The 25,073-nt window shown below is 74.0% G+C and carries 21 protein-coding genes, 1 tRNA gene and 2 pseudogenes; 15 read left to right on the top strand and 9 right to left on the bottom strand.

The features are described 5' to 3' along the window. Positions 1–80 precede the first annotated feature (80 nt). Both PV364_RS31210 and PV364_RS31205 read left to right on the top strand, forming a co-directional pair. Positions 81–1,055 carry a lysylphosphatidylglycerol synthase transmembrane domain-containing protein gene (locus PV364_RS31210; RefSeq protein WP_319663830.1) on the top strand — a complete coding sequence of 325 codons (975 nt, stop codon included), beginning with the start codon at positions 81–83 and terminating at the stop codon, positions 1,053–1,055. Between the two features lie 517 nt (positions 1,056–1,572). Beyond that, positions 1,573–2,907 (top strand): annotated as a pseudogene (locus tag PV364_RS31205) (amidase); the annotation flags it as partial. 77 nt (positions 2,908–2,984) lie between these two features. Here PV364_RS31205 and PV364_RS31200 read toward each other — a convergent pair. Continuing rightward, on the bottom strand, positions 2,985–4,409 hold the full coding sequence (locus PV364_RS31200; protein WP_415924624.1) for a serine hydrolase domain-containing protein: 1,425 nt from the start codon (positions 4,407–4,409) through the stop codon (positions 2,985–2,987). 195 nt (positions 4,410–4,604) lie between these two features. On the opposite strand from PV364_RS31200, the gene PV364_RS31195 reads away from it, so the two are divergent. Genes PV364_RS31195 through PV364_RS31185 form a run of 3 tightly spaced genes read left to right on the top strand, consistent with a single transcriptional unit; the run spans position 4,605 to position 8,604 of the window. Further along, positions 4,605–5,303, top strand: a complete 699-nt coding sequence (locus PV364_RS31195; RefSeq protein WP_319663828.1) for a FadR/GntR family transcriptional regulator — start codon at positions 4,605–4,607, stop codon at positions 5,301–5,303. Continuing rightward, positions 5,300–6,748, top strand: coding sequence for a hypothetical protein (locus tag PV364_RS31190; protein ID WP_319663826.1), 1,449 nt, complete (start codon positions 5,300–5,302; stop codon positions 6,746–6,748). Before PV364_RS31195 ends, PV364_RS31190 begins: the two co-directional genes overlap by 4 nt. Then, positions 6,745–8,604, top strand: a complete 1,860-nt coding sequence (locus tag PV364_RS31185) for a GMC family oxidoreductase N-terminal domain-containing protein (RefSeq protein WP_319663825.1) — start codon at positions 6,745–6,747, stop codon at positions 8,602–8,604. Before PV364_RS31190 ends, PV364_RS31185 begins: the two co-directional genes overlap by 4 nt. Here PV364_RS31185 and PV364_RS31180 read toward each other — a convergent pair. Both PV364_RS31180 and ctaD read right to left on the bottom strand, forming a co-directional pair. Next, positions 8,597–9,112, bottom strand: a complete 516-nt coding sequence (locus tag PV364_RS31180) for a PaaI family thioesterase (RefSeq protein ID WP_319663824.1) — start codon at positions 9,110–9,112, stop codon at positions 8,597–8,599. The genes PV364_RS31185 and PV364_RS31180 overlap by 8 nt on opposite strands. Before the next feature lie 10 nt (positions 9,113–9,122). Beyond that, positions 9,123–10,786: pseudogene (gene ctaD / locus PV364_RS31175) on the bottom strand (cytochrome c oxidase subunit I). 116 nt (positions 10,787–10,902) lie between these two features. On the opposite strand from ctaD, the gene PV364_RS31170 reads away from it, so the two are divergent. Further along, positions 10,903–11,502, top strand: a complete 600-nt coding sequence (locus PV364_RS31170; RefSeq protein ID WP_319663823.1) for a sigma-70 family RNA polymerase sigma factor — start codon at positions 10,903–10,905, stop codon at positions 11,500–11,502. Then, positions 11,499–12,509: a CU044_5270 family protein gene (locus PV364_RS31165; protein ID WP_319663821.1), complete on the top strand. Its 1,011-nt coding sequence runs from the start codon at positions 11,499–11,501 to the stop codon at positions 12,507–12,509. The genes PV364_RS31170 and PV364_RS31165 overlap by 4 nt, the downstream gene beginning before the upstream one ends. A 16-nt stretch (positions 12,510–12,525) precedes the next feature. On the opposite strand, the gene PV364_RS31160 is transcribed toward PV364_RS31165, so the two are convergent. The 3 genes from PV364_RS31160 to PV364_RS31150 all read right to left on the bottom strand — a co-directional run bounded on the left by PV364_RS31160 (position 12,526) and on the right by PV364_RS31150 (position 16,355). Beyond that, the gene (locus PV364_RS31160; RefSeq protein WP_319663820.1) at positions 12,526–13,260 is read right to left on the bottom strand and encodes a siderophore-interacting protein; all 735 of its coding nucleotides are present in this window, start codon (positions 13,258–13,260) and stop codon (positions 12,526–12,528) included. A 245-nt stretch (positions 13,261–13,505) separates the two neighbouring features. Beyond that, the gene (locus PV364_RS31155; protein WP_319663819.1) at positions 13,506–15,731 is read right to left on the bottom strand and encodes a family 2 encapsulin nanocompartment cargo protein terpene cyclase; all 2,226 of its coding nucleotides are present in this window, start codon (positions 15,729–15,731) and stop codon (positions 13,506–13,508) included. 141 nt (positions 15,732–15,872) lie between these two features. Beyond that, positions 15,873–16,355 (bottom strand): hypothetical protein, encoded by a 483-nt coding sequence (locus PV364_RS31150; protein ID WP_319663817.1) that lies wholly within the window; start codon positions 16,353–16,355, stop codon positions 15,873–15,875. A gap of 129 nt (positions 16,356–16,484) precedes the next feature. On the opposite strand from PV364_RS31150, the gene PV364_RS31145 reads away from it, so the two are divergent. Further along, positions 16,485–17,111 carry an HhH-GPD-type base excision DNA repair protein gene (locus PV364_RS31145; protein ID WP_319663816.1) on the top strand — a complete coding sequence of 209 codons (627 nt, stop codon included), beginning with the start codon at positions 16,485–16,487 and terminating at the stop codon, positions 17,109–17,111. 2 nt (positions 17,112–17,113) lie between these two features. On the opposite strand, the gene PV364_RS31140 is transcribed toward PV364_RS31145, so the two are convergent. Beyond that, complete coding sequence (locus PV364_RS31140) at positions 17,114–18,670, bottom strand: helicase HerA-like domain-containing protein (protein WP_319663814.1); 1,557 nt, start codon at positions 18,668–18,670, stop codon at positions 17,114–17,116. A 97-nt stretch (positions 18,671–18,767) separates the two neighbouring features. Here PV364_RS31140 and PV364_RS31135 point away from each other — a divergent pair, with 97 nt between their 5' ends. Next, positions 18,768–19,064, top strand: coding sequence for a type II toxin-antitoxin system VapB family antitoxin (locus PV364_RS31135; protein WP_319134963.1), 297 nt, complete (start codon positions 18,768–18,770; stop codon positions 19,062–19,064). A 167-nt stretch (positions 19,065–19,231) separates the two neighbouring features. After that, positions 19,232–19,909 carry a LytR C-terminal domain-containing protein gene (locus PV364_RS31130; protein ID WP_319663812.1) on the top strand — a complete coding sequence of 226 codons (678 nt, stop codon included), beginning with the start codon at positions 19,232–19,234 and terminating at the stop codon, positions 19,907–19,909. A gap of 89 nt (positions 19,910–19,998) precedes the next feature. Here the strand turns inward: PV364_RS31130 and upp are convergent, their stop codons facing one another. Then, a complete protein-coding gene (gene upp / locus PV364_RS31125; RefSeq protein ID WP_319663810.1) occupies positions 19,999–20,634 on the bottom strand; it encodes a uracil phosphoribosyltransferase in 636 nt (211 codons plus the stop codon). A gap of 157 nt (positions 20,635–20,791) precedes the next feature. Between upp and PV364_RS31120 the strand changes: the two genes are divergently transcribed. The 4 genes from PV364_RS31120 (at position 20,792) to PV364_RS31105 (ending at position 22,342) form a co-directional block, all read left to right on the top strand. Next, the gene (locus tag PV364_RS31120) at positions 20,792–20,992 is read left to right on the top strand and encodes a hypothetical protein (RefSeq protein ID WP_319663809.1); all 201 of its coding nucleotides are present in this window, start codon (positions 20,792–20,794) and stop codon (positions 20,990–20,992) included. Positions 20,993–21,214: 222 nt separating this feature from the next. After that, a complete protein-coding gene (locus PV364_RS31115) occupies positions 21,215–21,757 on the top strand; it encodes a tRNA adenosine deaminase-associated protein (protein ID WP_319663808.1) in 543 nt (180 codons plus the stop codon). 32 nt (positions 21,758–21,789) lie between these two features. Continuing rightward, entirely contained in the window at positions 21,790–22,245 is a 456-nt protein-coding gene (gene tadA / locus PV364_RS31110) for a tRNA adenosine(34) deaminase TadA (protein WP_319663807.1), read from the top strand. A gap of 10 nt (positions 22,246–22,255) precedes the next feature. Then, positions 22,256–22,342: transfer RNA gene (locus PV364_RS31105), tRNA-Ser, on the top strand. A 123-nt stretch (positions 22,343–22,465) separates the two neighbouring features. Here the strand turns inward: PV364_RS31105 and PV364_RS31100 are convergent. Continuing rightward, the gene (locus PV364_RS31100) at positions 22,466–24,502 is read right to left on the bottom strand and encodes a choice-of-anchor D domain-containing protein (protein WP_319663805.1); all 2,037 of its coding nucleotides are present in this window, start codon (positions 24,500–24,502) and stop codon (positions 22,466–22,468) included. 385 nt (positions 24,503–24,887) lie between these two features. On the opposite strand from PV364_RS31100, the gene PV364_RS31095 reads away from it, so the two are divergent. Continuing rightward, positions 24,888–25,052: a hypothetical protein gene (locus PV364_RS31095; protein ID WP_319663804.1), complete on the top strand. Its 165-nt coding sequence runs from the start codon at positions 24,888–24,890 to the stop codon at positions 25,050–25,052. Positions 25,053–25,073 lie beyond the last annotated feature (21 nt).

Genomic DNA, 25,073 nt, shown 5'->3' with positions numbered 1-25,073 from the left:
CACCGGAAAGTCGTGTCGGCAGGGCAAGAAGGGACGACAGTACCTGCGGACAGGCGCGTGAGGCGCGGGGGCTAAAGATCATGGCCATATCCATCCAGCACATCCGAGCCGCACTGCGGCGCATACCCGTCCGCCAGATCGCCTGCACGGCCCCCATCGTGCTGGTGGGTTACTGGGTCGTCCTGCACTGGCCGCTCATCGCCTCCGGCGGCCGGCAGCTGCTCGACGCCGACCGCGCCTGGCTGGTGGCCGCGATGGCCGCCACCGGACTGGGCTGGGTCGCGGTGTCCCTGATGCGGCAGGGCGTCGTCCTGGAACGGCTGCCCGCCGGACGCCTGCTGGCCACGCAGTTCGCCGCGGGCGCCGCCAACCACCTGCTGCCCGCCGGCATCGGTGCGAGCGCGGTCAACCTCCGCTTCATGCGGGCCTGCGGCCTGCCCCCGGCCCGTTCGGCGGCGGCCATCGCCCTGTACTTCCTCGCCGAGTGCGTGGGGCGCGGGGCGCTGCTGGTGCTGCTGATAGCCGTCTTCCCGCACGCGCTGCGGCTGCACGGCCTGCTGCCGAACGGCCTCTCCTTCCCGGTCGGCACCACCGCCGCCGTGGTCGCCGGCGTCTGCGCGGCGGCGGTGATCGCCCTGCTGGCCGTGCGGAAGGTGCGCACCGCCGTCCGGAGCTTCCTGGCCACCGCGCTCACCGACGCCCGCACGCTGCACGCCCGGCCGTCGCGGGCGCTGGCCCTGTGGGCCGGTGCGCTCGCCTTCCCGGCCCTGCAGGCGGCCGGCCTGGTCGCGGTGTCGATGGCCCTCGCCATGCCGGTGCCGATCGGCCACGTCGCCGTCGCGTACGTCGCCGCGAGCATCGCGGCCGCCGCCCTCCCCACCCCGGGCGGCCTCGGCTCCGTCGACGCCGCGCTCGTCTTCGCCCTCGTCGCCTCCGGCGCCTCCGTCGCGGCCGCCACCTCGGTCGTGCTCGGCTTCCGCATCGTCACCGTCTGGATTCCGCTCATCCCCGGCGCGCTCACCCTCGGCGCGCTGGTCCGCTGGAAGGTCGTCTGACCGCCGCGCCGCCGCCTCGGCCCATGAACGGGCCCAACGCGCGCGGCCCCCGGCCGTCGTGAGCGACCGCACCCGGGGCCGGAGCCATCACCTCCCCGACGCCCGGGCCGCCGGCCCGGACACGTGTCGACGGCCTTCGCCATGCGACGCCGACCGGCCACGTCACCGTCCACATCGCCGCCAGGGCCACCCCCATCCCAGGCAACCCCGGCCCCCGCCCGTCGCGGACGGTGGCGTCGCGGACCCGGGGCCGTCACGTCCCCGGCCCCCGGGGGAAGCCCCGGCTGCCGCCCGTCGTCGCCGCGCTCCCGCGCCGGCGAACGGCCGACCGTCCCGCCCCGCGGCCCGGACGCACGCCGCCCCTGTACCTCGTGGGCCACCGCACCGCGGGCCTGCGCCCTCACGTCCCCGCCGCGCTCGCGCCGGAGGGTCGTACCCCGCGACCCGCGGAAACCCCGTGGTCGGGCGGGTCCGCGGCGTGCCAGTCTGACCGCCGGGCACGAGCCGGAGGGCAGGGGTGTTGGAGCCGTACGAGTACGCGGAACAGGACGCCGTAGGGCTGCGGGAGTTGATCCGCGCGGGGGAGGTGTCCGCGGCCGGGGTCGAGGCCGCCGCGCGGCGCGCCCTGGCCGAGGCGGGGGCCGAACTCAACGCCCTCACGCTGCCGTTGTTCGACCCTGCACCCGCCCATGCCGGCGACGGGCCGCTCGCGGGCGTGCCGTTCGTGGTCAAGGACGGCGGCCCGTTCGTCAGGGGTGTGCCCTTCACCCTGGGCAGCCGCGCCGTCCGGGGCGCCGTCGCGGAGGCCGACCACGACCTGATGGGCCGGTTCCGGGACGCCGGTCTGGTGGCGCTCGGCCAGAGCACGGCGCCGGAGTTCGGGCTGAGCTTCGCCACCGAACCGCTGCGGTACGGGCCGACCCGCAACCCCTGGGACCCGGCACGCGGCGTCGGCGGCTCCAGCGGCGGCGCGGCCGCCCTGGTGGCGGCGGGCGCGGTGCCGGTGGCCCACGCCAACGACGCGGGCGGTTCGATCCGCATCCCCGCATCGTGCTGCGGCCTGGTCGGCCTGAAACCGACCCGGGGCCGCACACCGTCCGGGCCGCTCGCGGGCGAGGCCGCCTTCGGGCAGCAGACCGAGTTCGCCCTGACCCGGACGGTGCGGGACGCCGCCGCCCTCCTCGACGCGGTCGGCGCGCCCGTGCCCGGGGACAAGGTGACCCTGCCGCCGGTCCCGCGCCCTTACGCCGACGCGATGCGCGCGGACCCGGGACGGCTGCGGATCGCCCTGACCACCGCGGCCTGGACCGGCGACCCGGTCGACCCGCGGGTCGCCGCCGTCACGGTGGACGCGGGCAGGGTCCTGGAGTGGATCGGGCACACAGTGACCGAGGCATCCCCCGCTCTGGACGGCGAGGACCTGGTGGAGGCCTCGGTCCTGGTCGCGCTGGCGAGCGGCGGCGCGGTGCTGCGCGCGGCGCCCCGGCTGGACCGGTCGCGGCTGGAGGCGGTGTCCCGCGCGGTGCTCGCCGAGACCGAGGCGTGCACCGCGCTGGAGCTGATGGCGGCCGTCGACGCCCAGCACCGGGTGACGCGCGCGGTCGGCCGCTTCTTCACCACGTACGACCTGCTGGTCACCCCGACGCTGGGCGCCCTGCCCGCACCGCACGGCACGTTCGCCCAGGACGACCCGGGCCACACCGTGCGGTCCTGGCTGCGGCGGCTGTTCGCGTACGGCCCGTTCACCGCGGCGTTCAACGTCTCCGGCAACCCGGCGGTCAGCCTGCCGCTGGGACTGAGCCGCGAGGGGCTGCCGATCGGGGTGCAACTGGTGGCCGCCCAGGGCCGGGAGGACCTGCTGCTGGGCGTCGCCGCCCAGCTGGAGCAGGCCGTCCCGTGGCGGGACCGCAGGCCGCGGTACGCCGTCGGTCAGGTCGTGCCCGGGGTGGGCGGGACGACGGGGACGGTCGGCCCGGAGGTGGGCGGGACGACGCTCGGGGAGGCGGAGGGGGCGGAAGGAGCGGAAGGAGCGGAAGGCGTGGCCGTGCCGGGCGATGAGCTGGGGACGGGGGTGGGCGGGGTGCTGGCCATCGCCGGGAGCGTGTAGACGTGGCCGGGCGACACGATCTTCGTGACGGCCTGGGCGAACAGGGTGCTGGGCTCGCTGCCCTGGTGCGCGGTGTCCGAGTTGAGCAGCAGGACGAGCGTGGCCTCCGCCTCCGGCAGGTAGACCACCACGGCCTGGTAGCCCGGCAGGGAGCCGTTGTGGCCGATCCAGCCGTGGTTGTCGAAGATGCCGAGGCCGTATCCGGTGCCCGGGAGCCCGGTGGGCTGGAAGTCCAGGCGTGCCTTCTGGCTCGCGGGGGAGAGGATCGTCCCGGTGGCCAGGGTGTGCGCCCAAGTGCGCATGTCCCGCAGGTCGGAGACCATCGCGCCGGCGGCCCAGGCCCATGAGGGGTTCCAGCCGGTGGCGTCGGCCTCCTGCCCGTCCGTCGTGTCCGTCGTGTAGCCGCGGGCGTGCGGGTCGGGCAGGGAGGCGTTCCTGGGGAAGGACGTGCGCCCGAGCCGGGCGGGCGAGATGACGTTGCGCTGCAGATAGCCGGCGAGCGGCTGCTTGGCGACCTTCTCGATCACCATGCCGATCAGCACCGTGTTGGTGTTGGAGTACTGGAACCGCTGCCCGGGCGGGAAGTTCGAGGGGTGCTGGAACGCGTAGGCCAGCAGTTCGGCGGGGAGGAACGTGCGCTCGGGGTCCTCCTTGAGCGTCTTGTCGAAGCCCGCGTCCTCGGAGTAGTTGAACAGCCCGCTGCGCATGTCGGCCAGCTGACGCAGGGTGATCTTGTCGCCGTCGGGCACGCCGTCGACGTACTTCCCGACCGGGTCGTCCAGCTTCACCTTGCCCTGGTCGACCAGCCGGAGCAGCCCGGTGACGGTGAAGGTCTTGGTGACGCTGCCGATGCGCATGTACAGGTCGGACGTCATCTTGGCGTTCGACTGCTTGTCGGAGACGCCGAAGGCGCGCACGTACGAGCCCTTGCCGTTCGCCCACACACCGGCGATCACGCCGGGCACGCCCGTCTCCTTCAGCACGTCCTGGATCGCCGAGTCGAGCCGCTTGGTGATGTCGCCGCTCAGCTGGGGGAAGGCCGCGCCGCCGGGCGGGGCCGTGCCCTCGCCGGGCCCGGTGGCGGGGGAGGAGGAGGCCGCGGCGGGGGCGGTGGCGTTCGGCCGGTCGGTGCGGGTGGGGCCGCCGCAGGCCAGGGCCGTGGGAAGGGCCGCGGCGGCCAGCGCCACCGCGATCGCCCGACTCACGTTGCTGCGGTTCCGGGGCGGACGTGCGCACGTGGGCGTCATGTCTGTTCTGTGCCTTTCGGCCGTGGGATGAGGACGAGGGCGCGCCATCGCGAACGTAAGCCGCGGTCCGGGGAACGGCGACCGGAGAGCGGCCCGGCACGGCCGTGCGGGTGACGACCGTGCGCCGCCCGGGTCTTGACGGGGCGTCGGACGATTGGATTGAGTGGATGAGCCACTGAGCCACTGGAGGGTGAGATGGAAGCGCTGCCGCGCGAGTCGATCGTGGACGTCCTGGAGGACCGGTTGCGCGAGGAGATCCTCGCCGGCCGCCACCCCGCCGGCAGTCTGCTGCCACCCGAACGTCAGCTCGCCGAGGGGTACGGCGTCACCCGCACCACGCTCAAGCACGCCTTCGGGCGGCTCGTGCAGGCCGGGCTGCTGGAGACCCGGCACGGCATCGGCACCCGCGTGCGCGACTACGAGCGGCTCGGCGGCGCCGACCTGCTGCCCATGCTGGTCCGGCACGACGCGCGCTGGCTCGGCGAGATCTTCGAAGTGCGGCGCGGAGTCGGCACGTTGATCGCCGGTACGGCCGCCTCGCGGGCCACCGCCGCGCACCGGGCCCGGCTGCGGACACGGATCGAGGCCGTGCGCGAGGCCGAGCAGCCGGACGCGGTGCAGCTCGCCGACGCCGAGGTGCACCGCGCGCTGGCCCACGCGACGGGCAACCGGGTCTACGTACTGCTCACCAACACCCTCTTCAACGCCTATCTGCCGATGCGGCGTCACCTCTCCGGTCCGTTCCAGGACCCGGAGGAGGCCCACGGGCGGCTCGAACCGGTCGTCGCCGCGGTCGAGGAGGGCGACCCCGCGGCGGCCCGCGAGGCGGCGGAGGCCTATCTGACCGCCACCGAACGGATCATGCGCGCCGGGCTGAAGGCGGCGACCCGGTGAGCGGCCCCCGCGCCCGGCGCGGCACCGTCTTCGCCGAGACGATGTCCGGCACCGTACGGCTGTCCGGCGAGGACGAGGACCGGCCGGTGCGGATGGAACTCGCCGTCCGCTGCGACCGGTTGCTGCTCCCCCACCGCACCACGCCCGCCCGGGTCACCGGACGGCTGCGCATCGCGGGCCGCGCCGACGACCCCGAGGCCACCGGCACCCTGGAGATCTCACCGCTGGCCCGGCGGCGCATCCACTACCGGCTGGAGTTCGCCCTCGACGGGCGAAGGTGCGTCCTCGACGGCTGGAAGTCGGTCACCCCGCGGCACCCGCTGCGGTCGACGACCGTCCTGCCGTTCACGCTCACCCGGGACGGCTCCGCGGAACCGGCAGGCACCGGGACGCTGCGCTTCCGCACCGCCACCGCGCTCGGGCCGTTCCTCACGAGCTTCCGCTTCCCGGTCCGCGACGAGGCCCGCGCGCACTGGGCGCCCCGCTCCGGCGGCTCCCCCGGCCGCACCGAGGTCTGGTACACCACCGCCACCGACCCCGCCACCGGCGCGGGACTGTGGCTGCACCACGAGGTGGTCACCCCGGCCGACGGCGGCGGCGCCCACGCGCACGGCTGGGCGGCCGTCTTCCCCGCCAAGGGCGCCGAACCCGTCGAGCACGCCCGCTTCGGGCCCGTCCCGTGGCCGGAAGCGACGGCGGGCACGGCCGGCACGGCGGAGCAGCCGGAGGGCTTCACCGCGGGCGGCGTCGAGGCCCTGCCCGGACGGCTGCGCGGCACCGCGGGCGCCCTGTCCTGGGACCTCACCGAGGAACCCGGCGACGCGGAACCGCTCTACACCTTCCCGCGCTGGTCGTGGCGGCGGCCGCTGCTCCCGGCGGCGCAGATCGTGCCGTCCCCCCGGGCCCGCTACACCGGCCGCGTCCGCCACGGCTCCGGTGAGCTGGACCTGCGCCGGGCGCCCGGGGCGTCGGCCCGCATCTACGGGCACGGCAACGCCCGCCGCTGGGCCTGGCTGCACGCGGACCTCGGCGGCGGCGACGTCCTGGAGATCGTGGCCGCCGTCTCCACCCGCCCCGGGCTGGACCGGCTTCCCCCGCTGGTCTTCCTCCGCCTGCGCAAGGACGGCCGTGACTGGCCGCGCGGCGGACTGCGCGCCGCCCTCGGCCGCGCGGGCCTGCGGCGCTTCACCGCCGACATAGGCCTCCCGCAGTGGACGGTCACCGGCCGCGCCGGCCGGCGGCGCGTCACCGTACGGGTCGTCCAGCACCCAGAGCGCACCCTCGCCCTCGACTACGCCGACCCCGACGGCGCCGCCGCCGTCTGCCGCAACAGCGAGACCGCCGACGCCCACGTCCTCCTCGAACGCCGTGCCGCGGGCCGCTGGCACACCGAGGCGGAGTGGACGCTCGACGGCACCGCCCACGCGGAGGTCGGCGACCGGTGAGCGTGGTGGAGGGCCTGGTGGCGGCGTTGCTCGCGGCCGACGGGGACGGCGACTGGACCGCGGGGGTGGCCGCGCGGCTGGAGGGCCTGCTCGCGACGATGCCCGCACCGGCGCGGCACGGGTTCCGGGCGGCGGCAGCGGCGGTCGACGGGTACGCCAGGACCCGGACCGGGCACGGACTGGAGCGGCTGACACCGGGTCAGCGGGAGGCGTTGGTGACCGGAATCGCGGCCCGGCCCGCGCTGCTGCCGCTGCTCGACGTGGTGAAGGTGCCGGTGCTGCTGGCCGCCGGGACCGAGCGGATGCTGCGCACGGGCGCGCCGGCCGTCGCACCGGCCGCCCCGCAGGACCCGCCGCTGGACTGCGTGCCCGCCGCCCGGTGGCCGGACCGCTCACGGGCGGACGCCGTGGTGATCGGGTCCGGCGCGGGCGGCGCGATGGCGGCGCGGACCCTGGCGCGGGCCGGACTGCGGGTCCTGGTCCTGGAGGAGGGCCGCCGGCACACCACCGCGGAGTTCGGACGCCGGGCCCCGCTGGACCGCTTCGCCGAGCTGTACCGGGACGGCGGTGCGACCGTCGCGCTCGGCAGCCCGCCGCTCGTCGTGCCCACCGGCCGCGCGGTCGGCGGCACCACGGTCGTCAACTCCGGTACCTGCTACCGCACCCCGGACCATGTGCTGGCCCGCTGGCGCGAGGAGCACGGGCTCGGCGCCCTCGCCGACGCGGAGACCTTCGGCGCGCGCCTGGACGAGGTCGAACGCACCCTGCGGGTGGCCACCCAGCCGCTCGGCGTGCTGGGCCGCAACGGCACGCTCGCGCTGCTCGGCGCCCGTGAACTCGGCTGGCGGGCCGGTCCGCTGCGGCGCAACGCGCCCGGCTGCCGCGGCTCGTGCCAGTGCGTGGTGGGCTGCCCGGCCGGCGCGAAGCAGAGCGTCCAGCTGTCCGTGCTGCCGCAGGCCTGCGCGGCCGGGGCGCGGATCGTCACCGGCGCCTCGGTGCGCCGGGTGCTGACCGATCCGGACCGGCCCGGCGGCCCGCGGGCCCGCGGTGTCGCCGTACGACGCGCCGACGGCAGCATGCTGGAGATCATGGCCCCGCTGGTGGTGGTCGCCGCCGGCGCGCTGGAGACCCCGCCGCTGCTGCGCCGCTCCGGGCTCGGCCGGCATCCGCGCACCGGTCGCAACCTCGCCGTGCACCCGGCCACCAGCGTGGCCGGGCGCTTCGACGAACCCGTCGCGGACGGCGGCCCTGCGGTGCTGCAGAGCGCGGGCGTCGAGGAACTGCACGCGGACGGCATCCTCATCGAGGCCACGGCCCCGCCGCCGGGCATGGGCTCCTTCGTCCTGCCGGGCGTCGGGCGGGAGTTGCGTGCGGAGCTGGAGGACTCCGGCCGCCTGGCCACCTTCGGCGCGATGATCGCGGACCGGCCGGGCGGGCGCGTACGGGGCCGCGGTCGCCCGCTGCTGCGCTACGACATCGACCCGCGTGACGCCCGGCGTCTGCTGCGCGCGGTGCGCGCCATGGGCGACCTGCTCTTCGCCGCGGGCGCGCGGGAGGTCCTCACCGGCATCCCGGCCGCGCCGAGGGCCCGCACTCCCGCCGAACTCCACGACACACTCGACCGCGTGACGGTACGGCAGCTCCATCTGTCGGCGTTCCACCCCACCGGCACCGTCGCGATGGGCGCCGACCCGCGCACCGCGCCCGCCGGGCCGGACGGCCGGCTGCGCGGCGTGGCGGGCGTCCATGTCGCCGACGCCTCCGCGCTGCCCAGCTGCCCGGAGGTGAATCCGCAGCTCAGCATCATGGCGACGGCCCTGGCCGTGGCCGAGGCGGCGGTGGCGTCGGTCAGCTGAGGCGGAGCACCGCGCAGGTCGTCGTGCCGTGCGCGTAGAGCTTGCCGTCGTGCGTGCCGACGACGCGCGCCTGCGCGGTGGCCGTCGTCCGGCCGACGTGCAGCGCGGTGCCCTCGCAGCGCAGGGTGGGCGTCCCCGCGAGCACCGGCCGGATCATGTGCACCCCCAGCTGGACGGTGGTGTACGCCGATCCGGCCGGCAGCCGGCTCATCACGGCGGAGCCGAGCGCCGAGTCCAGCAGGGTGGCGAGGAACCCGCCGTGCACGGTGCCCATCGGGTTGATCAGGTGGTCGCCGGGGTCGCCCTCGAAGACCGCGCGTCCGTCGCCGACCCCGACGAGCCGGAAGCCGAGCGTGCTCATGATGGAGGCGGCCGGGAACCTCCCGTCCAGCGCGCCCTGGAGGATCTCGCGGCCGGTCATCCCCGGGATCTCGGAGGTCGGCTCGGGGCGGGTCTGCCAGGTGTGGGTGCGCGAGCGGGTCGCCGTGGTGGCTTCGTGCGTCGTCATGCCGTCGAACCTAGGCGCCGCCGCGACCGGCCGGGAGTGTCGCTCCCGGCAGGCTCGATACCGTTTCCGACGTCCCCACCTCGGGATGGTGCAGGTCGAACGCGGGCGACTCGGACCGGATGCGCGGCAGGGAGCGGAAGTTGTGGCGCGGCGGCGGGCAGGAGGTCGCCCACTCCAGGGAACGCCCCCAGCCCCACGGGTCGTCGGTCTCCACCTTCTTCCCGTACTTCGCCGTGCGCCAGACGTTGTAGAGGAACGGCAGCAGGGAGAGCCCCAGCAGGAAGGAGCTGATCGTCGAGACGGTGTTCAAGGTGGTGATGCCGTCGGCGGCCAGGTAGTCCGGGATGCGCCGCAGCATCCCCTCGGTGCCCAGCCAGTGCTGGACCAGGAACGTGCCGTGGAAGCCGGTGAAGAGCGTCCAGAAGGTGATCTTGCCCAGGCGTTCGTCGAGCATCTTGCCGGTGAACTTCGGCCACCAGAAGTGCAGTCCCGAGAACATCGCGAAGACCACCGTCCCGAAGACCACGTAGTGGAAGTGCGCCACCACGAAGTAGGTGTCGGAGACCTCGAAGTCCAGCGGCGCCGAGGCGAGGAGCACCCCGGTGAGACCGCCGAACACAAAGGTGACCAGGAAGCCGGTCGCCCAGAGCATCGGGGTCTCGAAGCTCAGCGAGCCCTTCCACATCGTGCCGATCCAGTTGAAGACCTTCACCCCGGTGGGCACCGCGATGAGCAGCGTCATGAAGGAGAAGAAGGGCAGCAGCACCCCGCCCGTCACGTACATGTGGTGCGCCCAGACCGTGACCGACAGGCCCGCGATGGAGACGGTCGCGGCGATCAGCCCGGTGTAGCCGAACATCGGCTTGCGGGAGAAGACCGGGATCACCTCGCTGATGATCCCGAAGAACGGCAGCGCGATGATGTACACCTCCGGGTGCCCGAAGAACCAGAACAGGTGCTGCCACAGCAGCGCCCCGCCGTTGGCCGGGTCGAAGATGTGCGCCCCGAACGTCCGGTCCGCCTCCAGCGCGAAGAGCGCGGCGGCCAGCACCGGGAAGGCCATCACCGCCAGCACGCCGGTGAGCAGCACGTTCCAGGTGAAGATCGGCATCCGGAACATCGTCATGCCGGGGGCGCGCATGCAGACGATCGTGGTGATGAGGTTGACCGCGCCCAGGATCGTCCCGAAGCCCGACAGCGCCAGGCCCATGATCCACAGGTCGCCGCCCACACCCGGCGAGTGCACGGCGCTCGACAGCGGGGAGTAGGCGAACCAGCCGAAGTCGGCCGCGCCCTGCGGGGTCAGGAAGCCGCTCACCGCGATGAGCGAACCCAGCAGGTAGAGCCAGTACGCGAACATGTTGAGCCGGGGGAAGGCGACGTCGGGCGCGCCGATCTGCAACGGCATGATCCAGTTCGCGAAGCCCGCGAAGAGCGGGGTGGCGAACATCAGCAGCATCACCGTGCCGTGCATCGTGAACAGCGGTTGAACTGCTCGTTGCTCAGGACCTGCAGTCCGGGCCGGGCGAGTTCGGCGCGCATCAGCAGCGCCATCACACCGCCCGCGCAGAAGAACGCGAACGCCGTGACCAGGTAGAGCGTGCCGATGGTCTTGTGGTCCGTGGTGGTCAGCCACCGCACCACCGCGGTCCCGCGTACGTCTTTGAGCCTCATGCCCGCTAGGTGTCCGGGACCGCCCGGTGCGTCACGGGAGGACGCCCGCGAGGACCGGCGAAAAGATCACACCGGACGGGTGTGATGATCGGGGCCATGTCGGACACCAAGCGGTCATGAGCACGGACGAGACGCACAGCGAGGCGTTCGCCACGGCCTACCGCGAGCACTACTGGGCGATCTGCCGCTACATCGCGCGGCGGCTGGACGGCCAGGAGCAGGACGAGGTGGAGGAAGTCGCCGCGGAGGTCTTCGCCGTCGCGTGGCGGCGCCGCCGCGAACTCCCCGGGCAGCCGCTGCCCTGGCTGTACGGCGTGGCCCGCAACTGCCTCGCCAACACCGTGCGCGGCCGGAGCCGCCGCCGCAGGCTGCTGGACCGGGTAGGGAACCACGAGACGGCGCACGGCACGCACCTCGTGCCGAGCCCCGACACCGAGCGCCCCGGGGCGTGGGTGCACGAGGCGCTGGAACGGCTGCCGGACACCGACCGGGAGGCGCTGCGGCTGACCGCCTGGGAGGAACTCGACGTCGGCGAGCTGGCGGTCGCCCTCGGCTGCGGCCGGAGCGCGGCCGCCATGCGGCTGCACCGCGCGCGGCGCAGGCTGCGCGAGCAGATCGACCGCATGGGGATGTCGGTGGCGGCGGGCGCGGCGCCCCACGGCGTACAGGCCGCACCGGCCACGCGGAACACGGGCGAAGGGGAGTCACGGCGATGACGGAAGAGCGGGACCTGGAGCTGCTGAGGCAGGCCGACCCCGTACCGGCGGGCGATCCGCGGTGGGCCGACCGCCCCCTGGACGCGCGCGCCGAGCACGCGCTGCGCCGGCTGATGCGGCCGGCGCCGGCGCGGCGGCGCCGGCGCGTGCCGCGCCTGGTGCCGGCCGGCGTGGCGGCGGCCGTCGCCGTCACCGCCGTCCTGGCCTTCACCCTGTCGGACGCGGGCAGCACGCACGCGGTCGCGGCGCCCGTCGCGCTGCGGCCCGAGGCCGGTTCCCCGGCGGTGCCGCTGGCCGACATCGCGCGGGCGGCCCGGGACGCCGCCGCGGGCGGGGACACGGCGCCGGGGACACGGGGCGGCACGCACGTGATGTCGTGGAGCATGAGCATGGAGGAGGGTCCCGGCGCACGGCCGCCCGTCACCGTCCCGGAGGAGCGCCTGACCCGGTGGAACGCCGACGGCAGCGGTACCGAACTGGTCGTCGCCACCGACCCCCTGCACCCGGGCGCGCCCGTCATCACCGACCCCGGCGGCGCTCCCCGCACCGTCGCGGACGGCAAGGTGCTGCACCGCGCGTCGTACCCGCCCGGCACGCTGCCGCCGTACGGGCTGTCCGGTTCCGAGCCGCCGCACGACGCCGGCGAGTGGCGCGGCTACCTGCGCGACGTCTACGGCTGCGCCTGCACCCGCACGCAGGAGCTGCTGGACGTGCTGCCCTCACTGCTGGGCGACTGGACGCCCGGCGCCCGGGACATCGCGGCGATCGACGCCCTGCTGGCCGCCGCGAAGGACCTGCGCCCGGTCGGCGCGATCAGCGACCGCCTCGGCCGTCCGGGACAGGCGTACGTCCTCGACACCGGCGTCACCCGCATCATGGTGATCCTCGACCCGCGCACCGGCGGGGTCCTGGGCATCGAGACCACCTTCACCAAGGACGTGGCGGCGTACCGGGTACGGGCCGGCGACGTGATGTCCTACGAGGCGTGGATCCGCGACGCGGACTGACGGGCCGCCCCGCCGCTCACTCCATGCCGCGCTTGCCCGGGCTCCAGAACGGCTTGGTCAGCACCGCCCGGCGGTCCCAGCCGCGTTCGCGGACCAGCACGCCGCGCACCAGCTGCACGGTGCGGGCCTCCCCCGCGACGTAGGCGGCACCGCCCGCCGGGTCCTCCGGCAGGTCCAGCGCCCGGACGGCCTCGGCAAGTCCCTCGGAGGCCGCGGCGGAGGTGCCGCCGCGCAGCCGCCAGGCGAGCCGGTCCGCGTGCGCCAGCGGCAGCCGGTCCTCGGCGGTCGCCGTCTCCACGCAGCCGTGCACGGACGCGTCCCCGGGCAGCGCGGCGAGCATGGCGCCCAGCGCCGGCATGGCCGTCTCCTCGCCCACGAAGACGTGGTGCCGGGCCTCCGGCCGCAGCACGAACGACCCTTCCGGCCGGCCCAGCCGGACCCGCGTCCCGACCTCCGCCGCCGCGCCCCAGCGCGCGCCGGGTCCCGGTTCCGGGTGCTCCATCACGCACAGCTCGATCGCGCCCGCCGGGTCGTGGTGCCAGACCGAGTACGTCCGCCGGGTCAGCCCGTCCACGTGCACCCGCACCTGCTGCCCCGGCCGGCAGGCCGTCCCGCCCAGCCCCGGGCCCTCGATCCGCAGCCGCCGCATGCGGGCGGCCACCCGCTCCACGGACACGACGGTGCCGTGCAGCAGGAACCGGTCGAGCAACCGGTCCCGCAGCGCGACGCGTTGGGTACTGGGCGCGTTCATGGATGGAACTCCTCACCGCCGGGCCACAGTTGCGGGTCCACCGTAGGCGCCCGGGGACCCGCGCCACCATCGCCCCCTCCGGCGAACCGCGCGTTCCCCCACCGGCCCGGCCGAGGCCCTCCGTTCCGCAGCCCGCCACCGTCCGGCCCCCCGCGCGGCAACCGACGTGTGTCGCACGGGCACTCGTCCGTGCCTCCGGGGGCGGCCCCCGCACGGGCCGCCCCCCCTTCCCCCCCGCCGCCGCGCTACCGCGCCCCGAGCAGCGTGACCAACCGGGCCGCCGACGTGCCGAGTCCGTGCGCGCCGGAGGGCATCCGGGACGAACCGGGCGGCCGGCGCAGTTCCTCCTCCTCGTAGCGGTGGCAGCCGCTGTGCCAGGCCAGGATGCCCGCGAGCCAGTTCTCCAGTTCGCGCACATAGCCGTCCAGGACCGCCCGGGCCTCCGCACCGAGGGCGAAGTCGTCGTACAGCACGGGCAGTTCGTTCGCCGCGACGTGCTGGAACTCCTTCATGCGCCCGGTCATCAGGTCGTGGACCACGGCGAGCGAGGCCGGCTCGTCGCAGCCGAAGAAGTTCTGCACCACCAGCAGGGCGTTGTGGATCTCGCCCTCGTACTCGATCTCCTTCTGGTACGAGAAGACGTCGTTCATCAGGCAGGCGTAGTCGGCGGCGGAGTTCTCCAGCGACCGCATCGGCCCGCTGCGGTAGACCTCGTCCGGCACCACCTGGCCGTGCCCGAGCCGGCACAGGCTCATCGTCAGGTCGGAACCGAAGGTGCGGCGGCGCATCTCCAGGTAGTCGACGGGGTCGGGGATGCGGTGCTGCGCCTGGTTGGCCAGCTCCCACAGCCAGCTCGCGGTCATGCTCTCGATCGCGGCGCGGAAGCGGCGGCGGGCCTCGGACCGCATCGGCCCGGCCGTGCGCGCCCACAGATCGGCCAGTCCGCGCTCCAGGGCGTTGACCGGGCAGGGCGCGGGCGTGCCGTCGACCGGCATGAAGGCCGACAGGCGGTCGTTGGCGGCGCGCGCGCCGGCCAGGTCGCGGGTGCGGCCGAAGACGGCCGGGAACCAGTCGTCGGCGTAGGTGCCCCAGGTGAGCCACCCGGAGGTGATGTCCAGCTCCTCGGGGGACGCGTCCGGGTGGATGCCCGCGGCGCACAGCGGCAGGTCGAACGCGATCAGCTTGCGCTCGTCCCACACGAAGGAGAAGGGGACGCCGGGCTGCGGTTCCAGCAGGCCCATCCGGTGCGCCCAGTCGACGATGGTGCGCCGGGCGGCGTCCAGGTGCGGGCTGAGCGTGACCTGGAAGGGCATCAGGAAGTCGGGCGGCGGGACCGGCCCGGTGCGCCGCGGCGCGTGGGTGAAGGCCCGGACGCGGGCGGCCTCGGCCCGCCCGGTGGTCCGCACCGTGCCGGCCGACAGGCCGATCCCGCCGGGCAGCGCGAACGGCGACCAGCCGGTGCGGGCGGGCGCCCCCGCGCCGCCACCGTTCATGTAGCGGCTGGAGCGCATGTGCCACTCGTGGCCGCCGGACTGCCAGTCCTGCAGGCCCTTGACGTACCCCAGCACGGCCGCGCACTGCGCCGGGTCGAGCCCGTGCTCGGCGACGAGCGGCGGCAGTTCGGTGACCGCGGTGTTCTCGAACTGCTGCAGGCGCGAGGTGAGCAGGTCGTTGACGGACTCCGCCGCCTCCTGGGTCGTGCACCCCAGAAAGCTCTCCAGGACCAGCACGCCGTTGCTGAGCTCGCCCTCCTCCTCCGTCTCGCGCTGGTACGAGAACAGGTCGTTGCGCAGGTGCACCGCGTCGGAGAAGGCGTCCCGCAGCACGAGCACCGGACGCGACCCGGCGATCGCGGCCGGCACCTCGGCTCCGGCCGCGTACTCCACCAGACCCGCGGACCAGGGCGCGCCGCCGACCTTGCGGCGCATCTCGATGTACTCCACGGGGTTGGGCACCCGGCCCGCGTTGATGTTGGACAGCTCCCACAGCGACTCGTTGAGCAGGTGCTCGGTGCTCTCGGCGAACCGCCGGCGCCAGTCCAGCGACATGGCCGGGACGGTGCGCCGCCACAGATCGGCGAGCCCCGCCTCGACCGGGTTCGCGGCCTCGGGCATGCCCTGCGCCAGGTCCATCGGCATGAAGGCGGGCAGCCGGTCCAGGTAGGCCTTGCCGCCGCGGCGGTCCTGGGACCGCTTGAACGTCTCCAGGAAGTGGTCGTCGAAGAAGAACACCCACACGTACCAGTCCGTCACCAGGGAAAGTTCCGGTGCCGGGCAGTCGGGATGGGTGTAGGCGCACAGCAGCGCGTAGTCGTGCGCGTCGAGGTCGGCGGTGTCCCAGATGCCCGAACCCTCCAGCATCCCCATGTCCCGCGCCCAGGTGCGGGAGTGCTCCCGCGCCTCCTCCAGATGGGGATTGAGGCGCGCGGGGTACGGCATGTAGAAGTCGGGCAGTTCAAATGGCTGCGTCACTCGTTCAGCGCTACCCGCGCGGGTGGACGCTATCCGGCGTACCGGTCATGCCACACGAAGGGGTGACATCCCGCCCATGACGCCGCGGCCCCGGCGGCGTGGGGACGCCTCCGGGACCGCGGCGCGCTGCGTACGGGGCCGTCAGACCGGGTGGCCGAGCTTGTCGTCCCTGCCGTGGTGACCGTCCCCGCCCAGGTGGTCGTGATGGTCGGGGTGGTCGCCCCAGCCGCGGCACAGGGCCCAGATGATGAAGATGTCGATCGCGATCATCAGGAAGGCCCAGAACGGCGTGTACGGCAGCCAGGCGAAGTTCACCAGGATGTTGAACGCGATCAGCGCCACACCCGCGACCCGCGCCCACCTGGGCGCGCTGGAGAGCAGGGCCGTGCCGACGATGAGGACGAGGACTCCCAGCACGAGGTGGATCCAGCCCCAGGCCGTCAGGTTCCACTTGAAGATGTAGTGGCCCAGCCGGACCCAGACGTCGTCCTTGGCGATGGCGGAGATGCCCTCGAGGATGGCCCAGACACCCGAGACCATCATCAGGATTCCCGCGAACACGGTGCCGCCCGTCGCCCAGCCCGAATGGTGATGCGGCTTGACCGACTGCGTCTGCTGGCTCATCACAAGGCTCCCATCGCGTCGGTGGTGGACACCTCACACGGTCCGCCCGCACCGCCCGGTCGGCCATCGGCACTGGGCCGTTCGGGTGACGCGGGAGCGGCGCCCCGCCGCACGCGGGATCATCGGTCCATGGCAACCACACTCCGGCTGTCCCAGCAGCCCGAGGCCGACGCGCTGCTCGGCCGCAGCCCGCTCGCCGCACTCACCGGCATGCTCCTCGACCAGCAGATCCCGATGGAGTGGGCCTTCACCGGCCCGCACACCATCGCCACCCGCATGGGCCGCGACGACCTGGACGCCCACGAGATCGCGGCCTACGACCCGGAGGCCTTCGTCGCGCTGTTCTCCGAGAAGCCGGCCGTGCACCGGTACCCGGGTTCCATGGCCAAGCGCGTCCAGCAGCTGTGCCAGTACCTCGTCGAGCACTACGACGGCGACGCCGAGGCGGTCTGGCGCGGGGTCGGCGACGGCAGGGAACTGCTGACCCGGCTGGGCGACCTGCCCGGCTACGGCAAGCAGAAGGCGCAGATCTTCCTGGCCCTGCTCGGCAAGCAGCTCGGCGTCACCCCCGACGGCTGGCGCGAGGCCGCCGGCCCCTACGGCGAGCAGGGCTCGTTCCGCTCCGTCGCCGACATCACCGGCCCGGAGTCCCTGGACAAGGTGCGGGCCTTCAAGCAGGAGGCCAAGCGCGCGGCGAAGGCGGCCCGGCCGGCGAAGCCCGCCAAGGCCGCCGCGAAGAAGGCCGGGAAGGCGTAGGCCTACCGGCGCCGCCGCCGCTTGGACGTGCCGAAGAGGGACCGGCTGATCTCGCGCCCGATCTGGGTGCCCACCGAGCGGGCCAGCGACTGGAAGACACCGCTGCCCATCACCTGCTCCACCACCCCCGGTTCCTCCCCGGGCCGCTCCTCACGCTTCCGCGTCGCGGGGGCGGGAGCAGGCATGGGCGTGGGCGTGGGCGTGGGCCGCTCGCTCAGCCGCTCGTACGCCGACTCCCGGTCCACAGCCTGTGCATAGCGCGCGTACCGCGCGGACCCCTTGACCGCCGCGTCCAGCGCTTCCGGGGCGACCGGTCCCATCAGCGAACGCGGAGCACGCAGCCGGGTGGCGGCGACCGGGGTGGGGGCGCCGTTCTCGCTGAGCACGGTGACCACCGCCTCGCCGGTGCCGAGACCGGTGAGCAGTTCCTCCAGGTCGTACGGGGAGGTCGGGAAGGTCCGCACCGTCGCCTTGAGCGCTTTGGCGTCCTCCGGGGTGAAGGCGCGCAGCGCGTGCTGCACCCGGTTGCCGAGCTGGCCCAGCACCTCGGCGGGCACGTCCTTCGGCGTCTGCGTCACAAAGAAGATCCCCACCCCCTTGGAGCGGATCAGCCGCACGGTCTGCGTGATCGCCTCCAGGAAGGCCCTGCTCGCCCCGGTGAACAGCAGGTGCGCCTCGTCGAGGAAGAAGACCAGCTTCGGCCGGTCCAGGTCGCCGACCTCGGGCAGGTCCTCGAAGAGGTCGGCCAGCAGCCACATCAGGAAGGTCGAGAAGAGCCGCGGGCGGTCCTGCACGGCGGCCAGTTCCAGCACGGACACGGTCCCGCGCCCGCCCCCCTCCGTCGTCCGCAGCAGTTCCGCCGTGTCGAACTCCGGTTCCCCGAAGAAGGGGCCCGCGCCCTCCGCCTCGAACGCCGTCAGCGAGCGCAGGATGACCCCGGCGGTCGCCGGGGAGATCCCGCCGATCCCCTTCAGCTCGCCCTTGCCCTCCTCCGAGGTGAGGAAGGCCACGACGGCCCGCAGGTCCTTGAGGTCCACCAGCTCCAGGCCCTTGCCGTCCGCGTAGTGGAAGATCAGGCCGAGCGACTGCTCCTGCGTCGTGTTGAGCCCGAGCACCTTGGAGAAGAGCACCGGGCCGAAGCTCGTCACCGTGGCCCGCACCGGGATGCCGGGGCCGATGCCGCCGAGGGCGTAGAACTCGGCGGGGCAGCCCTGCGGCGACCAGTCCTGCCCGACCTCGGCGGCGCGCCGCGCCACGCGGTCGCCCGCCGCCCCGGGCGCCGAGACGCCGGAGAGGTCGCCCTTCACGTCGGCGAGGAAGACGGGTACGCCCTGGGCGGACAGCTGCTCCGCGATCAGCTGGAGCGTCTTGGTCTTCCCGGTGCCGGTCGCGCCGGCGACGAGCCCGTGCCGGCTGAGCATGCCGAGCGGGACGCGGACGGAGGCGTCCGGCAGGCACCGCCCGTCCCACAGCAGCGCCCCCAGATCGAGCGCCGGTCCGGTGAAGGCGTACCCCTGGGCGATGGCCCGCGCGGCGTCGGGCGTCGTCGGCGTGGTCATGGGCTGCTCCGCTGCTCCCGCTATCACCGTATTTGCCCACCATCGCACTCCTGCGCCATTGCTGCGCCCGTACGCCCTTGCCCGGTAGGCTTTCCGTGTGATCTTCAAGCGCATCGGAAACGGGCGGCCGTATCCCGACCACGGCCGGAAAAGCACCCGTGAATGGGCGGACGTCGCCCCACGTCCGGTACGCCTCGACCAGTTGGTCACCACGAAGGGGCAACTCGACCTGGAGACCCTGCTCGCCGAGGACTCGACGTTCTACGGGGACCTGTTCGCGCACGTCGTGAAGTGGCAGGGCGACCTGTACCTCGAGGACGGGCTCCACCGCGCCGTGCGCGCGGCGCTCCAGCAGCGGCAGGTGCTGCACGCGCGCGTGCTGGAGATGGACTGAGCCCGGACCGGTCCCGGGCGCCCCGGATGGGCCAACGGGTCCCGGCGAGCCGGTCCTGACATCCGTTCAGCCGATTGTTGACCCTTTCGGGTTCAAGTCGTCCCGATTGGCCGCGATTGGTTGATCGTTTAGTAGGCCAAGTCGGAATCCCGCACTACGCTGCGCACATGAGCATGCTGACGCCCCCTGGCATGGGCGGGAAGTACCGTGTCACCGGGAACCAGTACCCACGAATGCGCCGTCCACGGAGCAAGTTCCGGATCGTGACGGTACTGGTCACGACCGTCGCCGTGCTCGGCCTCGCCGGCTGGGGCACGCTCCAGCTGGTCGACGTCTTCGACGGCGACGCCGCGGCGAAGGGGAAGCCCGCGCAAGCGGCCAACGCCTCCAAGGAGCGGGCCTGCAAGGCGGTCGCCCCGGCGCCCGGTACCTCCGGCACCAAACCCATCGTGTTCCCCGAACCCGGGCAGCTCACGGTCAACGTCTACAACGCGACCGCCAAGAGCGGCCTCGCCAAGAAGACCGCCGACCAGCTCGCCGCCCGGGGCTTCAAGATCGGCACCTTCGGCAACGCCGACCCCGAGTACGACCGCAAGGTCACCGCGGCCGCCCTGCTCCTCGGCGGCTCCGGCACGAAGGCGGAGGCGGCCATGAAGCTGGTCGGCGCCCAGTTCAAGGGCACCACCACCTACAAGCCCGCGGCCCCCAAGAGCAAGCACGCGGCCAACACCGTCGACCTCATGCTCGGCAAGGGCTTCACCACCCTGGCCGCCGACCGGGTCGTCGAGCGGAACCTCGTCGTCCTGGCCAAGCCGAGCGCGGCCCCCCGGCCCGCCGGCTGCTGACGCTCCCGTAGGCCCGGCACGGACGTCAGGGCGGTACCGGACTCCCGCGGGGGTCCGGTACCGCCCTGACGTATCGGTGAAGGAGCCCGCTAGCCCGCGGTGCCGTAGAGGCGGTCGCCCGCGTCGCCGAGACCGGGGACGATGTAGCCGCTCTCGTTGAGGTGGCTGTCGACGGCGGCGGTGACGACGGTGACCGGCTTGCCCGCCAGCGCCCGCTCCATGGCCTCGACGCCCTCCGGGGAGGCGAGCAGCACCACGGCCGTCACGTCGTCCGCGCCGCGCTCGATCAGCAGGTCGATGGCGGCGATCAGGGTGCCGCCGGTGGCCAGCATCGGGTCCAGCACGTACACCTGCCGCCCGGACAGGTCCTCCGGCATGCGGGTGGCGTAGGTCTTGGCCTCCAGCGTCTCCTCGTCGCGGATCATGCCGAGGAAGCCGACCTCGGCCGTCGGCAGCAGGCGCACCAGGCCCTCCAGCATGCCGAGGCCGGCTCGCAGGATCGGCACGACCAGCGGCCGCGGGTGGGAGAGCCGTACGCCCGTGGTCCCCGCCACCGGCGTGGTGATGTCGACCTGCTCGGTGCGCACGTCACGGGTGGCCTCGTAGGCGAGCAGGGTGACCAGCTCGTCGGCCAGCCGCCGGAAGGTCGGCGAGTCGGTGCGCTCGTCGCGCAGCGTGGTGAGTTTGTGCGCCACCAGGGGGTGGTCGACGACATGGATCCGCATGCCCCCGACTTTAACGTCGCCGCCGCCGCGGGGCAGAAACGGGCGCCCGGAGCCGCTGTGCAAGGGGCGGCTTTGAAACCACACTGGAAGGGGAAGGCGAGCCCCTACGCCCGGACTGTCCCGACCGGGCCCCGCGGATCACTTGAGGTGGTGCCCCATGGCGGAGCACGACAGTGGTGGCGCCGACGCGAGCGACGCCCGTACGCAGCAGGAGCGCGATGCCGAGCGCAGAAGGCGGCGGGCGATGTTCCTGCGCGAACTGAACGAGGCCAAGGAGCTCCGCGACCGGGTGCAGCCGCGCAGGGCGCGCGCGGCGCGGGCGCGCCAGCAGATGCGGATGCGCACCTTCCGCTGGTAGGCCACCGGGACGGGCGAACCGCCCGCGCCGGAAGGGTTCCCGCGGGTCCCCGCAGGCCGCCGCAGGGAAAAAGCCGGAAGCCCTGGCACGCGGCACGCGCGGAAGACCCTTCGCAAAGCCGAGGTTTCTGCCACGATGCCGAGTGTGGGCGGGGACCCCCGAGCTGATCATCCGGCTCCCGCCCGAAAGTCCGGACGGCCTGAGACCTGTGGGAGAGTCACGGTGTATTTCGCCGCACTGCTCGCGCGCACCGAGGACGGTTGGGAAGCGCGCGAGACCGATCTCGACGATGTGGAAACCCTCGGCGACCTGACCGAGGTGGCCCGCTCCGCCTCGACCGAGGAAGATACGGTCCTGGTCTTCATCGAGCAGGAGGACGCCTGGTTCGGCGTCGTCCGCGTCGACGGTGAGGAGGACCCCCGGATCTACGTGTCCGACGCCGCCGCGGCGGCCCGCAGCTCCTACGGAGAGATCCTGCTCACCGACGAGCTGCTCGGCCGCGACCCGGAGGACCTGGACGAGATCGTCGACCTCGACGGCACCGAGGAGGGTGACAGCGAGGAACTCGACGACGACGTCGTGCCGGGGCCGACGGAGGTGCACGTGCCCGTGGGCCCGCTCGGCGACGCCGAGCTGCTCGTGGACCTGGGGATGAGCGACAAGGAGCTGCTGGCGCTCAGCGGCGACGGCGCGCTGACGGGCGAGGCCCTCGGCGAGATCGCCGACTCCCTGGGCTGTGCGGACGTACTGGAGGCGGTCCGCTGACCGACCCGATCCGCGACCCCTGGGCCGGGCCCATGCGGCTCGCTCTGCACGAAGCGACCCTCGCCCCGCGCACCGGCGACGTGCCGGTGGGCGCGGTCGTGCTCTCCGCGGACGGCACGGTCATCGGCCGGGGCCGCAACGAGCGGGAGGCGGTCGGCGACCCGACCGCCCACGCGGAGGTCATCGCGATCCGTGAGGCCGCCAGGACGGCCGGTTCCTGGCGGCTCGGCGGCTGCACGCTGGTGGTGACCCTGGAGCCCTGCACCATGTGCGCGGGCGCCGTGGTCCTGTCCCGGCTGGACCGAGTCGTCTACGGCGCCCTCGACGAGAAGGCGGGCGCGGCCGGTTCGCTGTGGGACCTGGTCCGCGACCGGCGCCTGAACCACCGCCCTGAAGTGATCTCCGGGGTGCTCGCGGAGGAGTGCGGTGACCTGCTCACCCGCTTCTTTCGCACAAACGATTTCGGAGCACACCCGGACGTCCGCTAAGCTCTCCCTCGGTAGCGTGTCCGAGCGGCCTAAGGAGCACGCCTCGAAAGCGTGTGAGGGGGCAACTCCTCCGTGGGTTCAAATCCCACCGCTACCGCTCTGAGCAGGAGAACGAGGGGCCCGGCAGCTTCGGCTGCCGGGCCCCTCGTCGTATCCGCTCCCCGGACGGATCGGTCGTCGTCGGTCGTCGTCGGTCCCCGTCAGTCCTCGTCAGTCATCGTCAGTCCTCGTCGTCCCGCGTCACCCGGGGGGCGACGGTGGCGACGTTGTTGTCGGGCTCGGGGTCGAGGGTGGTGGTGACGGCCCGGGCCGTCGAGGTGATCCGGCCGAGACCGGACGGCGCGGTCAGGTCGACCTCGAAGGTCGCCGTCCGGCCGGGGGCGAGATCACCGATGGTCCACACGACCCGCTGGATGGACGGGTGCGGCCCGCCACCGCTGAGGAACCGCACACCGCCGGGCGCGCGGGTGCTCGCCCCCCACCAGGTGATGTCCGGGATCGAGCCGGGACCGGGCCGCGGGTCGTCCTCGAAGCGCGGTCCGGGGCCGAGGAGCTCCAGCGTGGCGGCCACGCCGGCGGCGGTGTCCGGGCCGTTGTTGACCACCCGCACCGTGTACGTGAGGGGGCCGCGCGGCGCGACGGCCTCCGGCGCGCTGAGGGTGATCTGCACGTCGGCGCTGCTCGTGCCGGCGACACCGACGCCGGCCAGGGCCGCGCTGCGCGGGCCCGCGGAGGTGTCCACGTCCAGCGCGGCGGTGCGCGCGCCGGTCGCCGTGGGCCGGAAGGTCACACGGACCGTGCAGCGGGCCCGCGGCGGGAGGCTGCCCGTGCAGGTGCCGGCGCCGAGCGCGAAGTCCGCCGCGTCCGCTCCGGACAGGGACACTCCGTTCACGGTCCGGGCCGTGCCGCCGTGGTTGGTGAGCGTGAACGTCCGGGCCGCGCTGGTGGTGTTCACCGGCCGGCTGCCGAAGTCCAGGCTCGCCGGGCTCAGGGTGAGGGCGGGCGTGGCGATGCCCAGGCTCAGGTCGCTGGGTCCGGCCGCCCCGTTGCCGAAGGCCACCGTGACCGAGGAGGTGGCGGTCGGACCGGACGGGGCCGCGGCCACCCGCGCCGTGTAGGACAGGGTCACGGTCTCCCCGGCGGCGAGGGTGCCACCGGAGGCGGCGCCTGCTCCGGTGCCGAGCCGCGCGGTGACCGAGGACGCCGTGACGGTGACCGTGTCCGGCGCCGGCGGGGCGCCGTCGACCCGGACGTCCGTCACGCCGGTGAGGTCGGTGAGGGTGTCGGTGAGGACGACGCCCGTCGCCGGGGCTCCGCCGGTGTTCACCACGGAGCGCGAGACCGCGACCGCGTCGCCGGGGGCCAGGTCGCCGCCGTCGACGTCGGTGATGCTCGACGTCCTGAACTCCGGCTGGGCGGCCTGCGGGTAGCTGAAGCCGTAGCCGAGGGCGATCCCCGCGGCACCCTTGCCGCCGGTGAACCGGCCGTCCACGGCGGTCGCCCCCGGCTGCCAGGCGCTGTCGCCGACGGCGGCGAACTCACCTGCGCCGATGGCCACCGGCGACCCCCTGGTCGCGCCGCTGTCGACCCGGACCCCGACCGGGGCGGCCCCGGTGCCGACGGCATCGTCGAGCAGCCCGCCGACCCGTACGGTCCTGGCCGCGCCCGCCGCGATCTGGGGCGACGCGGCGCGCGGGGTGTCACCGCCGTCCACCAGGGCGCTGGGACCGGCGACGAGCACCACCCGCTTCGGCACCGCGCCCTGGGCGGCGCCCCCGGTGTACGTGGCGGCGAGCCGCCAGCGGGTCGCGGAGCCGCCGTCGATCGTTCCGGTGAACGTGGTGTCGGCGGCGCGGCCGGCGAAGACGGCCGGCAACTGGGCCACGGCGATGGTGCGGCGGCCCACGGTCGTGGTGGTGACGTCGGCGTCGGGGAGGGTCACGGACGTCTGTCCGTCGCCGAAGCGGTAGGGGCTGGCGTCGCCGGCCGGGTCGACGGGAGGGCTGTCGGAGGAGAAGAAGACGACGCCCGCGTCGAGCGTGCTGCCCTCCGGAGGTGCCGCCGCGAGCCGCGAGCCGGTGCCACTGCCGCCGCCGGCGTGGGCGAAGCCGTCACCGGCCGTCGTCACGGTCCTCTGCAGCGTCAGCGGAAGGACGGGGGCGCCGGCTCCGGCGGCCGCGGCCGGCAGGACGGCGGGGAGCCCGAGCGCGAGCAGCGCCGGGGCGACGACGGCGGCCGCGACGCGGGGGAGGGACAAGCGCCGGGATATGTGACGCACGGTCAAGGAAACCTCCGCTGGGGAGCGCGGTCGTGGGGGGACGAGGCGCACTTCTGTGTGGTGATCAGTCAATTACGCACCGTATGAGCGGGGGAAGGTCCGGGCCACCGGGCGTCCGCATCCGGGTGACCACGCACCGACCCGCCCCCCGCGGCGGAATCTGACAGCCCGTCGGTAGCGGGTGCGCCGGGGAAGCGCGGGCCCCGCGCACGGCCGTCCCGGCAGGGCGCGGAAAGGCCTCGGGAAGGCCGTTTCCCACCGTCCGCGAGGTGCCGCGGCCGCGTTCCGCGAGCGGCGGGCAAGAGCCGGGAGCGAGGGCAGATGAGACCGCCTGATTAGCCCATTCGGTGGATACACTCCAGCCATGGCGCAGGCGAAGAAAGTCACCATGTACGTCCTCGTGGTCTTCGTGCTCTATACGATCATCACGTCGCCCGGGCGTGCTGCTGATCTTGTACAGGTAGGCTTCCAGGGCATATCGGACGCCGCCAAGGGCGTCGGTGAGTTCATGACCGCGCTGATCAACTGATCGGCCGCGACCCCGAGGAGT

Origin of the sequence: Streptomyces sp. MI02-7b, assembly GCF_033793585.1 — a bacterium.
In the GTDB taxonomy this organism is placed as follows: Bacteria; Actinomycetota; Actinomycetes; order Streptomycetales; family Streptomycetaceae; genus Actinacidiphila.
Note: the sequence above shows the minus strand (reverse complement) of the source record. Positions and strands in the feature narration are given on the sequence as shown.

Excerpts from the sequence above, each read along its gene's own strand:
- PV364_RS31210 (WP_319663830.1), top strand. The coding sequence starts at position 81 with ATGGCCATATCCATCCAGCACATCCGAGCCGCACTGCGGCGCATACCC.
- PV364_RS31200 (WP_415924624.1), bottom strand. The coding sequence starts at position 4,409 with ATGACGCCCACGTGCGCACGTCCGCCCCGGAACCGCAGCAACGTGAGT.
- PV364_RS31195 (WP_319663828.1), top strand. The coding sequence starts at position 4,605 with ATGGAAGCGCTGCCGCGCGAGTCGATCGTGGACGTCCTGGAGGACCGG.
- PV364_RS31180 (WP_319663824.1), bottom strand. The coding sequence starts at position 9,112 with ATGACGACGCACGAAGCCACCACGGCGACCCGCTCGCGCACCCACACC.
- PV364_RS31170 (WP_319663823.1), top strand. The coding sequence starts at position 10,903 with ATGAGCACGGACGAGACGCACAGCGAGGCGTTCGCCACGGCCTACCGC.
- PV364_RS31165 (WP_319663821.1), top strand. The coding sequence starts at position 11,499 with ATGACGGAAGAGCGGGACCTGGAGCTGCTGAGGCAGGCCGACCCCGTA.
- PV364_RS31160 (WP_319663820.1), bottom strand. The coding sequence starts at position 13,260 with ATGAACGCGCCCAGTACCCAACGCGTCGCGCTGCGGGACCGGTTGCTC.
- PV364_RS31150 (WP_319663817.1), bottom strand. The coding sequence starts at position 16,355 with ATGAGCCAGCAGACGCAGTCGGTCAAGCCGCATCACCATTCGGGCTGG.
- PV364_RS31145 (WP_319663816.1), top strand. The coding sequence starts at position 16,485 with ATGGCAACCACACTCCGGCTGTCCCAGCAGCCCGAGGCCGACGCGCTG.
- PV364_RS31140 (WP_319663814.1), bottom strand. The coding sequence starts at position 18,670 with ATGACCACGCCGACGACGCCCGACGCCGCGCGGGCCATCGCCCAGGGG.
- PV364_RS31130 (WP_319663812.1), top strand. The coding sequence starts at position 19,232 with ATGAGCATGCTGACGCCCCCTGGCATGGGCGGGAAGTACCGTGTCACC.
- upp (WP_319663810.1), bottom strand. The coding sequence starts at position 20,634 with ATGCGGATCCATGTCGTCGACCACCCCCTGGTGGCGCACAAACTCACC.
- PV364_RS31120 (WP_319663809.1), top strand. The coding sequence starts at position 20,792 with ATGGCGGAGCACGACAGTGGTGGCGCCGACGCGAGCGACGCCCGTACG.
- tadA (WP_319663807.1), top strand. The coding sequence starts at position 21,790 with ATGCGGCTCGCTCTGCACGAAGCGACCCTCGCCCCGCGCACCGGCGAC.
- PV364_RS31095 (WP_319663804.1), top strand. The coding sequence starts at position 24,888 with ATGGCGCAGGCGAAGAAAGTCACCATGTACGTCCTCGTGGTCTTCGTG.